A 218-nucleotide genomic window follows, 5' to 3' on the forward strand; every position below is an offset into this window, starting at 1 on the left:
TCGTAGCTGTCACCAGTCTTGTACTCAGTCCCCTTCGTTACGCTCGGTGACAGTTCATTGCCGTCTTCATCGACAAACTTTTCAGTCAGACCATACTTGTTCTGAGTGTAAACAACAGGAGTGTCCTTAGTTGGATCTTCCGGAGTTACGTTCGGAACATCAGTTGAGTAGCCTGGTACGGTCGGAGTTGGCTCGTTTGGAGTCACCTTGGTTGGGTC

General features: G+C 49.5%; 1 protein-coding gene. It reads right to left on the reverse strand.

Annotated features, from left to right (window positions below; all coding sequences use genetic code 11):
* The coding region (locus lacNas_RS07070) for a hypothetical protein (RefSeq protein WP_201331780.1) at positions 1-218 on the reverse strand (218 nt) is incomplete at both ends.

The sequence above is a fragment of the Lactobacillus nasalidis genome (assembly GCF_016587775.1).
GTDB lineage: Bacteria > Bacillota > Bacilli > Lactobacillales > Lactobacillaceae > Lactobacillus > Lactobacillus nasalidis.